The sequence below is a fragment of the Streptomyces sp. NPDC008313 genome (genome assembly GCF_042956125.1).
Taxonomy (GTDB): domain Bacteria; phylum Actinomycetota; class Actinomycetes; order Streptomycetales; family Streptomycetaceae; genus Streptomyces.
Genome location: NZ_JBIBFR010000039.1, coordinates 23,428 through 33,568, shown reverse-complemented (window position 1 = coordinate 33,568; position 10,141 = coordinate 23,428). Strand labels below are relative to the sequence as shown.

General features: G+C 70.6%; 9 protein-coding genes and 1 pseudogene. 4 read left to right on the top strand and 6 right to left on the bottom strand.

The window, feature by feature from the left end; translation table 11 throughout:
- A pseudogene (locus tag ACFY93_RS33110) lies at positions 1 to 288 on the bottom strand (3'(2'),5'-bisphosphate nucleotidase CysQ); the annotation flags it as partial.
- Between the two features lie 139 nt (positions 289 to 427).
- Here ACFY93_RS33110 and ACFY93_RS33105 point away from each other — a divergent pair.
- The gene (locus ACFY93_RS33105; RefSeq protein ID WP_391365622.1) at positions 428 to 1,333 is read left to right on the top strand and encodes a LysR substrate-binding domain-containing protein; all 906 of its coding nucleotides are present in this window, start codon (positions 428 to 430) and stop codon (positions 1,331 to 1,333) included.
- Positions 1,334 to 1,705: 372 nt separating this feature from the next.
- On the top strand, positions 1,706 to 2,209 hold the full coding sequence (locus ACFY93_RS33100; protein WP_391365621.1) for an N-acetyltransferase: 504 nt from the start codon (positions 1,706 to 1,708) through the stop codon (positions 2,207 to 2,209).
- A 13-nt stretch (positions 2,210 to 2,222) separates the two neighbouring features.
- Here the strand turns inward: ACFY93_RS33100 and ACFY93_RS33095 are convergent, their stop codons facing one another.
- From ACFY93_RS33095 to ACFY93_RS33085, 3 genes are all read right to left on the bottom strand, one after another.
- On the bottom strand, positions 2,223 to 2,804 hold the full coding sequence (locus ACFY93_RS33095; protein WP_391365620.1) for a histone-like nucleoid-structuring protein Lsr2: 582 nt from the start codon (positions 2,802 to 2,804) through the stop codon (positions 2,223 to 2,225).
- Positions 2,805 to 3,013: 209 nt separating this feature from the next.
- A complete protein-coding gene (locus ACFY93_RS33090) occupies positions 3,014 to 3,301 on the bottom strand; it encodes a hypothetical protein (RefSeq protein ID WP_391365619.1) in 288 nt (95 codons plus the stop codon).
- A gap of 39 nt (positions 3,302 to 3,340) precedes the next feature.
- The gene (locus tag ACFY93_RS33085) at positions 3,341 to 4,111 is read right to left on the bottom strand and encodes a hypothetical protein (protein WP_391365618.1); all 771 of its coding nucleotides are present in this window, start codon (positions 4,109 to 4,111) and stop codon (positions 3,341 to 3,343) included.
- A 244-nt stretch (positions 4,112 to 4,355) separates the two neighbouring features.
- On the opposite strand from ACFY93_RS33085, the gene ACFY93_RS33080 reads away from it, so the two are divergent.
- Positions 4,356 to 5,384, top strand: coding sequence for a WYL domain-containing protein (locus ACFY93_RS33080; RefSeq protein ID WP_391365617.1), 1,029 nt, complete (start codon positions 4,356 to 4,358; stop codon positions 5,382 to 5,384).
- Here ACFY93_RS33080 and ACFY93_RS33075 read toward each other — a convergent pair.
- Positions 5,375 to 6,346 carry an SDR family oxidoreductase gene (locus ACFY93_RS33075; RefSeq protein WP_391365616.1) on the bottom strand — a complete coding sequence of 324 codons (972 nt, stop codon included), beginning with the start codon at positions 6,344 to 6,346 and terminating at the stop codon, positions 5,375 to 5,377. The two genes, ACFY93_RS33080 and ACFY93_RS33075, sit on opposite strands and share 10 nt — an antisense overlap.
- A gap of 893 nt (positions 6,347 to 7,239) precedes the next feature.
- Between ACFY93_RS33075 and ACFY93_RS33070 the strand changes: the two genes are divergently transcribed.
- Positions 7,240 to 8,160 (top strand): zinc-binding dehydrogenase, encoded by a 921-nt coding sequence (locus ACFY93_RS33070; RefSeq protein ID WP_391365615.1) that lies wholly within the window; start codon positions 7,240 to 7,242, stop codon positions 8,158 to 8,160.
- Between the two features lie 385 nt (positions 8,161 to 8,545).
- On the opposite strand, the gene ACFY93_RS33065 is transcribed toward ACFY93_RS33070, so the two are convergent.
- Positions 8,546 to 9,949 (bottom strand): FAD-dependent monooxygenase, encoded by a 1,404-nt coding sequence (locus ACFY93_RS33065; protein ID WP_391365614.1) that lies wholly within the window; start codon positions 9,947 to 9,949, stop codon positions 8,546 to 8,548.
- Between the last annotated feature and the right edge of the window lie 192 nt (positions 9,950 to 10,141).

Sequence of the window (10,141 nt, the reverse complement as noted above, 5' to 3'; positions counted from 1 at the left end):
CGGATCCACGACCCACCACTCGCCGGCCGGCAGCGCCCCGCCGTCCAGTTCGTCCTCCACCCAGCCGGCCTCCGGGCGCAGGCGCGTGAGACGGGGGCGCAGGATGTCGAGAGCCACGTCGTCGTTGACGGCGAGCGCACTCATCAGCTCGTCGCGGTTCTGGTAGCGGACCAACTCGCCGAAGCGCTCGCGCAGCGCCGAACCCGCCTCACGTACGGCGATCACGGTCCGGGCGAGCAGGTCGGCGTCGGAGGCGACGACATCAGTGGTCACAAGCGTTTCGGACATGGGTGTATTCCAGTCTGAGGAGGGGTGCTGCGGCCGGTCGGGGGCCGAACCGCGCGGTGCTGCCTGCGCTTTCGCCTCAACGGTATGCAGCCCTACGGTTAACTTCAAATGCATGTCAAGCACGGATAGAATTACTCGCATGCAATTAGATTTGAACCTGCTCGCCGCGCTCGACGCGCTGTTGGAGGAGGGCAGCGTGACCGGGGCGGCGGCCCGACTTCATGTCACCGCCCCCGCGATGAGCCGCAGTCTGGGCCGGATCAGGCGCACGACCGGGGATCAGATTCTGGTGCGCACCGGCCGCACGATGACCCCGACGCCGTATGCGATCGCCGTCCGGGAACAGGTGCATGAGCTGCTGCACCAGGTCCAGGGGGTGCTGGCACCGAGCCGGGAACTCGACCTGGCAACGCTGGAGCGCACCTTCACACTTCGCTGGCACGATTCCCTCGTCGCCTTGAGCGGACCCGCACTGCTCGCCGCCGTGCGCGAACAGGCGCCGGGCGTACGGCTGCGCTTCGTCGCGGAATCGAACACCGACTCCGCCGAGCTGCGGCGCGGCGAGGTCGACCTGGAGGCGAACGCCAACCGCCCGAGCGCACCGGACATCCGTGCCGAGAACGTGGGCGAGACCCGCCTCGTCACCGTCGTGAGGCAGGGGCACCCCCTCACCCGCGTCAAGACCGTCACCGCGAAGCGGTACGCCGCCGCTGAGCACGTCACCGTCTCGCGACGCGGAAACCTCAGCAATGCCATCGACGACGCCCTCGCGCGGCTCGGCCTCATCCGCCGCGTGGTGGCGACCGCGCCCACGGAAGCGGCCGCGCTGGAGTTCGCACGCGGCTCCGATGTCCTGATCAGCGTCCCCGAGGCCACCACGCGGTCAGCGGTCGCCGACCTCGGCCTGGTCGTGCTCCCCCTCCCCTTCGAACTGCCGTCGGCACCGGTGTACCTGTCGTGGCATCAGCGGTACGACACCGATCACGCCCACGCCTGGCTGCGCCGGCTGGCGCGAACCGCGCTGGGCATGTGCCGGGCGTCGTAGTCGGTGCCGTCCCGGCCGCTTCCCCATGCGTCCCCGGGCCACGGGACCACACGGCGATCCGCTGAAATGGCAGGGGGCTTGTACGTGCGGGTGCCGGCCGTGTATGCGGCCAGACCGCCGTCGGCGGCTCACCGTCGCGGATCGCGGAGGCGGACGCCGTTCTGGTACCGCGGCCCAGCCTCTCGCGATCGCCCGGCAGCCGCGCACGCCGAGAAGCCGGTTGCCCCACCGGGCATGGAGTCTGCCGGCCCGACGGGAGTCCCGATCGGGCCACCGCCGGGCTCTGCCCTGCCCGGCGCGGGAGCAGGGCCTGGCGGTATACGGGAAAAATTCAGGGGATCGGACGGCCGCGCGCTGCTACGGTCGGGCGCCATGAGCTGGCTTCCCGATGACTTCGTCCACCCCGTCCTGGTACCGCTGCCGGGAGGTGGTCATCACCTGCGGCCGATCCGGGAGGCGGACACCCCGCTCGACTATCCGGCGGTGATGGGCTCACGCGAGCGGCTGTGGACCATTTTCGGCCCGGCCTGGGGCTGGCCGGCGGCCACCATGACCTACGAAGCCGACCAGGCCGACCTGCTGCGGCACGAGAAGGAGATCGCCGCACACCAGTCCTTCAACTACGCGCTGTTCGATACCGCGGAGACAGCTCTGCTCGGCTGCGTCTACATCGACCCACCGGAGAAAGCCGGCGCCGACGGCGAAATCTCCTGGTGGGTGGTGGACGAGCTGGTGGGCAGCACGGTCGAGCAGGTCCTCGACGCGCTGGTGCCGCAGTGGATCGCCGCCGACTGGCCGTTCGAGCAGCCGCGCTTCATCGGACGCGCGATCTCCTGGTCGGACTGGCTCGCCCTGCCGGAGCACCCCGGCACGTGAGCGGACCCGGCGCTCACCGTGATGCCTCGTACGCCTCGCGGACAGCCGCGGGGACACGTCCGCGCTCACTGACGAGGTAGCCGTTCGCACGAGCCCAGAAACGTACGGGGTCATCCTCCGGACGGGGGGCAAGCCTTCGGGCTCCGCCAGGTCCGCTCCAGGCACCTGAGGACACTCCCTCCAGTTGGTCGGCTACATCCTGGAAGAAAGCGGACAACGAGGCGTACTCGTTGTCTTCAGGGGAGGACTGCTCGCTCCAGGCCCCCACGGTTCCGGTGTTCGTGTTCACGAATTTCCCGTGGAAGCCGTCGCGTTCCGAGACGATCGGCACCCATTCCCTGCGCCAGGAAGGGCAGTCGGTGCCTCCGGACGGTAACATCTCTTCCATGGCCATCTTGTGGAAGTAGACACGCTCGATGTCCACAAGGCCCAGAAGAAGTCCGCCGCCGGGAATGACACCAGGGCACCCCAGCGCCACCAGAGCCGATCCGCTGGGAGGTTGCCGGCCGGCATCGACGTCGTTCGCCAGAAGCCACTGCCGCACCTGCTCCGGCAGACTCAGGCCCATGCGCAGTTCGGCTTCGCGGATGGCCACCTGACTCCCCCGGCCGCCGAGAGCGACGAAAACGTCACGGGCCTGATGCTCAAGCCACGCGGTTACCCGGTCCCACGCCTGCCGTACGTCTCCCGCACTCCGATCATCCATAGGCAGACCCTACGCAACACCGCTGACAGCGCACGCTTCTCATCTGCCCGTGGTGAGCCCGCCGCGACATCGATCAGCGCTCGATACGTGCCCTGAGGTCAACCGAGCCCACGGTGGGCGGCCCACAGTGCCCCGGCGCGACCGGCAGCCTCGGAGACCAGGGACGCCAGTTCGGGTCTGTCGGGCACAGGGAACGAGACATAGGCGCCCCGGCCACCACCGACTGGTCTGCCATAAGCCTTCACTGCGAGGTGACCGTCCGGGAGAAGCCTGACGTTGAGTGTGGTCAGCGTGAACGCTTCACCGCGTCGAGTGTCCGTCCAGCGGAGCTCCTGCGGGATCACGACGTTGATCGCCAGAGCACTTACTTCCAGGTCGCCGCTCATGCGCGGATGATCTCACGCACCTCCACGCAGGCAACCGCTCTAAGTGTTCTGTGTCGCCTCGCGTGCTTCGGTGAGGGCTCGCTGTCTGAGGGTCCCGCCGAACAACTGAATCGTGGTCGCGGCCAAGATGTCGTCCCTGCCGATGGTCCGCCGGTCCCCCGTGCGGGCGGACGGGGCCCGGACGGAATCCTCGCGGAACGGGGATGAGGCCGGTTCGCCCGGCATCGCCAGGGCGACCGTGCCGAAACGTTTGACGCCGCCCTCGCGGACGACCATGGCCGCGTCCCGGGCGAGGTCCGTCAGGAACGCACTCGCGATTCCGTCCAGGTCACGGACCATCGCCGGCACGGCCGTCGCCCCCTGGCTCCGCAGCAGCTTCTTGACCCCGGCCTCGAACCTGTGGGCGCCGACCACAGCACTCGGCTTGCGCGATCCGCTGCGCCTACGGGGAGGCACAAGGACACCCTCGGCGTCGTACCGGACACCGGTCAGGCCTCGGAACGTCGGGCTGTGGTCGTACCACTTGCCACCCACCTCTAGCTCGACGTTCCGATCGATCGCCGAGAGAAGGTCCCCGGGAATCAGCTTCTTCCGGGCCTCCTCCTCCGCCGCCTCCGTCGCACCGCCGATGATCTGCGTCAGCACGGTCCGCGTCACCGACGCGGCGGCCCACGCGGCCGACCGAGACACGTGCATCGGAGTCACGTCCCTGAACACCGCTTTGACGAGAGGAAGCTTGAACGGCGCGACATCCATGGCCGAGGCGGTCTCGGGACCGCTGCACTCAGCGCGTGCGGGCTGTGGGGTCATCGGAGGAAACACTCCCTGCTGTCGGAGTCATCAAAGGCCCGCACTTCACCACGCAGGCCCGCTCTCGTCCCCCATCCTCCGTCGAAGCGGCACCCGGTCAAGTTCCTGACGGGCACACCCCGAGGGCCGGAGCGGTGATGCCGGCTCAAGGCGCGGTTGCGGTTGCGGTTGCGGTTGCGGTTGCATCGTCCCGGAATGCGGCCGGGGACGGGTTCCAGGACGCCGGGTCCGCGATCATTGGGCCATGCGTGCCGCCCGCCTGATCCGCATGGCCCTCCTCATCCAGTTGAGCCCGGGCCTGAACGGCGCCGCTCTCGCCCGCGAACTGGACGTCTCCGAGCGCACCGTGATCCGCGATGTCCAGGCGTTGCAGGCAGCCGGCATTCCCGTCCGGTCGGAGCGCGGCCGGGCGGGCGGCTACCACTTGGCGCCGGGCTACCGGACCCGGCTCACCACGCTGCACCCCACGGAGGCGGAGACGCTGTTCCTCTCCGGTCTGCCCACGGCCCTGCAGGATCTGGGATTGTCGGACGCGGCGGACACCGCCCGTCTGAAACTGACGGCCACCCTGCTGCCGTCGGTGCGGGCGGCGGCCGAGTCGTCGGTACGCCGGTTCCATCTCGACGCGCCGGCCTGGTTCCGGGAGCCGTCCACGCCTGAGCTGCTGCCGGAGCTGGCCCGCGCCGTGTGGTCCGACCGCACCATAGAGCTGACCTATGCGCGGCCGGGCCGCGACAGCGCGCCGCCCTCCACGGTGTCCCGTGCGGTGGAGCCGTACGGGCTCGTCCTGAAGGCAGGCGTCTGGTACCTCGTGGGCCGGCTCCCGGGCGGGGAGGCCGGCCGTGACAAGGCCTGGCGTACCTACCGCGTGGACCGCGTCACGGCACTCGCTCCCGGTACGCAGGAGCCGTTCGTACGCGATGCGGCTTTCGACCTGGGCACCCACTGGGAGTCACACGCGGCCGGGTTCGCCCGGGCGCTGCTGCGCACGACCGTCACCGTGCGCCTGACGGAACAGGGTCTGCGCCGCCTGCCCGCCGTGGCGGACGAGGCCGGCATCGAGGAGGCGCTGGCCGGTGCGAGCGGGCCGGACGCCACCGGGCTGGTGACGCTCGACCTGCCGACGGAGTCGCAGGACGTCGCGTTCGACCAGCTGAGCAGGCTGGGCGCGGACGTGGAGGTGCTGGCCCCGGCGGGCCTGCGCGCCCGCTTTCGCGAGCGCGCACTGGCCCTTGCCGCCCTGTACGAACCGCAGCCGGAGAATCAGCGGTAGGCGTCCGCCGGTGCGTCCTTCCCTCCGTGGATGACGTCCTCGAAATACGCCCAGGAGTCCGGCTGGCTGCCGTCCACATCCCGGACACCGTAGATCCTGGCGAGTTCCCCGCTGGAGGTGGACTTGCCGTTCCAGCGCTCGGCCCGGTCGGGGTCGGCGGCCAGGGCCGCAAGCGTGCGGGCGAGGTAGTAAGGGGACTCGGCGATCGCGAAGGCCGGTTGCTGGGTGATGGCGTCGCGCCAGTTCTCCTCGGTCACACCGAAGTGGGCGAGCATCTGCTCCGACCGCAGGAACCCCGGCGAGACGGCGACAGCGGTACCCCCGTACTTCGCCAGTTCCTGGCCCAGCCCGAAGGCCAGCCGGATCGGGGCGTTCTTGGCGAGGTCGTAGTACATGTTCTCGCGGTAGTGACGGTTGGAGACCGCGGTACCGTCGGTGACCTCCACCAGCAGCGGGGCGTCCGAGCGGATCAGGAGCGGCAGTACGAGCGCCGCGGTGATCACGTGCGAGCGGACTCCGAGGTCCAGGATGCGCAGGCCGTCGGCGAGCGGAGTCTCCCAGCTCTTCTTGCCGAAGACCGAGGCGACGAGGAGATGCTCGCCGCCCCAGAGGTCGTTGACGAGGATGTCGAGCCGCCCCTGCTCCTGGTCGATCTGCTGGACGAGGGCGCGGACCCGGTCCTCTTCGAGGTGGTCGGTGGGAACTGCGATGCCCGTGCCGCCTGCCGCAGTGACGAGTTCCGCGGTCTCCTCGATGGTCTCCGTGGTCCGGCCGACCTCGCTGGCCTGAGTGCGGGTGGTGCGTCCGGTGACGTAGACGGTGGCGCCGGCGCGGCCGAGCTCGACGGCCTGGGCACGCCCGGCACCGCGGGTAGCCCCAGCCACGAGGGCGATCCGGCTCGCGAGCGAGCCTTCCCGGGAAGCGTTGCGGGTGACGTTCTGGGAGGAGTTGTCCTTACTCATGTCCTTCACCATGCACTCCAAAAGTGACAGATCACGTCACCCTTTCCGGCCCGGCTCCACTTCAACGAGGAGCATCACCTCGTGCGGAGGACCCCGGGGAAGCCCGCCGGGGTCCTCCGCGGCTCCGAGCTCCATGCCGTTCGCCCGGTCAAAGCCCTGCCTGCCGGCAACTTCCGTTCCCTGTTCCACGGTCTTCGCACTGAATGTGTGCGGTCCTTGGTGGAAGCACTTGTGCCGAGGGAAGCCCGCTTCCCTGTACGGCGGATACCGAACCGGGTGATGGTCATGACCCGCACGGTGGCGGGGACCACGCGCGGTTGGGACGCGCTCGGGACCGGTGACACATCACTCGAGAGGGCGGCCGGGCAGATGAGGCCCGGCGTGTCCGTGCCCCGCACCCGGTCCACGGCGGCCTCGGGGACGAGCCGGGCCTCCCGGCTCTGATTCGGGCTGATCTGCGACGAGGTCGAAGAGGGCACTGCGAACGTCTGCGCCGTCCAAGGGGTGCGCACTGCCGGTCGGAGCACAGGCGGACAGTGGCGGCCGGGAGCAGAGTGCGGAGGACGAGGAGCAGGGGTCATTGCCGGGGCCCGGCCGGCGGCAATGCATCCCGCTTCCCCGCCGAGGAGGTGCTGGGCGCTTCCGGGTGAGACGGGCAGCGAGTAGGCCGAGGTGCGGACGCCGTAGTCGTGGCGGGCGCTGGACTGACGTGGGGCGATGCCGCGCAGGGCTTCGACCGCCAGCGAGGCCAGCCAGTCGGGATGGCTCCACGCGAATGGCCCACTCGGAGCGGAAAGGAATGGCCCACGCGCTTGACCTGCCTGGATCCTGAGGTCGAAGGCGACCATCGTGGTGCCGCCAGTTCCCGCCTCCCGTACCTCGGAGGGACCCTTATGCAAGCCACCACTGTCCAGGACCGCGAAGCCGGTGCCAGCGGCCTCGCCCTCACAGAGCTGCCCCATCCGCACGCCGCGGAGAACGACGTCATCGTGAAGGTTCACGCCGCGGGTTTCACGCCGGGCGAACTGGACTGGCCCGGCACCTGGACCGACCGGGCCGGACACGACCGGACGCCGAGTGTGCCCGGCCACGAACTGTCGGGCGTCGTCACCGAACTCGGCTACGGCACCACCGGCCTGTCCGTCGGGCAGCGCGTGGACGGCCTGACCGACTGGGCGCGCAATGGCACCCTGGCCCAGTACACCGCGGTCGAGGCCCGCAATCTCGCTCCGCTCCCCGCCGATGTCGACCACGTCACGGCCGCCGCGCTGCCGATCTCCGGACTCACCGCCTGGCAGGCGCTCTTCGACCATGCTCACCTCCAAACCGGGCAGAGCGTTCTCATCCACGGCGCCGCGGGCGGCGTCGGCTCGATCGCCGTGCAGCTGGCCCGCGCGGCCGGTGCATGGGTCATCGGCACCGGACGCGCCGGCGATCGCGACACCGCGATCGAACTGGGCGCTCACGCCTTCGTCGATCTCCAGGCCGAGAAGCTGGAGGACATCGGCGATGTCGACGTGGTGTTCGACGTGATCGGCGGCGAAATCCTGGAGCGCTCCACCGCTCTGGTCCGCCCCGGCGGCACCCTGGTCACCATCGCCGAGCCCGTCAGCGTCCGTCCCCACGACGGACGGGTTGTCTTCTTCGTCGTCGAACCCGACCGCGTCCGCCTGAGCGACCTTGCCCAGCGGGTACGGGAGGGACGCCTCAGGCCGATCATTGGTGACGTGCGGCCGCTCGACGAGGCGGTCGCCGCCTTCACCCCGGACAAGCGGACTCCCGGCAAGACGATCATCCGCGTCGCCGAGGACTGAGCCAGCGAGCCGCCGAGCCGCGTCAGCGGGCGGCCGCCCTCGACCGGTACGGGGCCGTTGCGTCGGATGGTACGTAGCGTCCGCCTCGTACGATGCAGGATCTTCGCCACAGGATCATGCGCAGTACCTGGCTCATCGAGGCCCGCTGAACGGCTGACGGCAGGTCGCGGTGTATCCGCGGGTCAGGACGCTGCCTCGCGTCAGGCATCGAGGGAGGCGGGCACGGCCGGCCCGACGTCGATCCGCACATCATTGATTGATCCCGCCGCCGATGCTCCCCCGGCCACGTTCTCCCGGGGAGCCCTGTTCCCAGGCCACCGGCCACCCTCGACGACCCCACAGGGATCTGGACCCGTGGGCCGTACGTGGCCTCCGCGATCTGCTGTCAGACCCCGGGTTCCTCCGGTTCCGCGGGCGGCTCCACCGGGGTCGGTGCCGGGCGGGTGAAGAGGACGGCCCGTGCCACCGGCGGTGCGAACAGCGCGGCGACCGGCTCGGAGAGGGTCAGTACGGCACGGAACGCACGGTCCACGACCGGGTCACCCGGGGCACGCTCCCGGACCCGGCGCAGATACCAGCCCGCGACCCGGTCCCCGGGGCCGCCGTCGAGGGCGTTGCCGGTCGCACCGGGCATCGCGCGGTCCGCCCCGGCGGAGATGTCCCAGGCCTGCCGGGATGCCGCGACCAGCGCCCGCTGCACGCGCCGCGTCGATGGCGTGCGGCGCCGATCGGCGAGGGCGTCCCGCAGGGCGACCGCGCTCATCGCGGCCACCGCCATGCCCTGGCCGTAGATCGGGTTGAAGGTGCACAGGGCGTCGCCGGTGGCCAGGAAGCCCGCCGGGTGGCCGGGCAGGTCATAGCGGCGGCGGACGTTGGCGGTGCGCCGGTAGCCGAACGCCGGGGTGAGCGGTTCCGCCTCGGCCATCCAGCGGTCCAGCAGCGGATGGGCCAGCCGCTTGGCGTATGCCACGAACTCGTCGTCGCCGGTGGGCGGTTCGTCGCCGCGCAGCCCCGAGACGATCACCAGATGGCTGCCGTCCTCCAGGGGCAGGGCGCCGCCGCCGTGGTGCTGGGAGGGGCCGGGATAGACGTAGTAGCCGACGGTCTCACCGTCGAGGACACCGCTGCGGCCGCGGTAGATCCGGGAGGCGTAGGCGAGCCCGGTGTCGAGCCTCTCCTCGTGCGGAGCGGTGGCGCCGATCGCCGCGAGCCACTGAGGGGCCTTGGTGCCGGCGCCGGTGGCGTCGACGACCAAGTCGGCCTCCAGCGGGTGGGGTTGCGCGCCCGCGTCCCCGGAGCGCTCGCGCAGCAGCACGCCCCGCACCCGCGATGCGTCCCCGAGCAGACCGACGACGTCGGCCCCCTCCACCGTACTGATCAGCGGGTTGGCCAGAACCCGACGCCGGACCAGCTCTTCCAGTTGCGCCCGGGAGCCGGTGTAGATGTGGGTGGTGGCGGACGTCCGGCGAAACCAGCGGCCGTCCTGCCAGAGCACCAGGTCCGAGGGCATGCCCACCAAGGGCGCGCCCGCGTCCCGCAACTCCGCCAGGAAGCCCGGCAGCAGCGACTCCATGGCCGCCTGCCCGCCCTGGAGCAGCACATGGGGATGGCGGCCCTGCGGTACCCCGGACCGTGGCTCGGGGCCTTCCGGGAAATGGTCGCGCTCGACGATGGTCACCCGGTCGGCGTGGCCGACCAGCACATGCGCCGCCAGGAGCCCCGCGAGGCTCCCGCCCACGACGACCGCATGCCGCTCGCCCCGACGGTCCGTTCCTACGGCAGAGTTCACCGGTCCGCTCCCCTTCGCCCGCACATGAGAGAAGACTCAAGTATTCCGTCCCCCCGGGCGGGTTGACCGTGTTTCGGCCCTTCCGGCGCGCTGGGTGGGAGCAGGACGGCGGACGGCCCCGGCGCGCCGATCACCGTGCGGGCCGGGGCGCGCGGCCTCCTTGGTCCAAGTACGTCGAGGCGCACCCGCCGC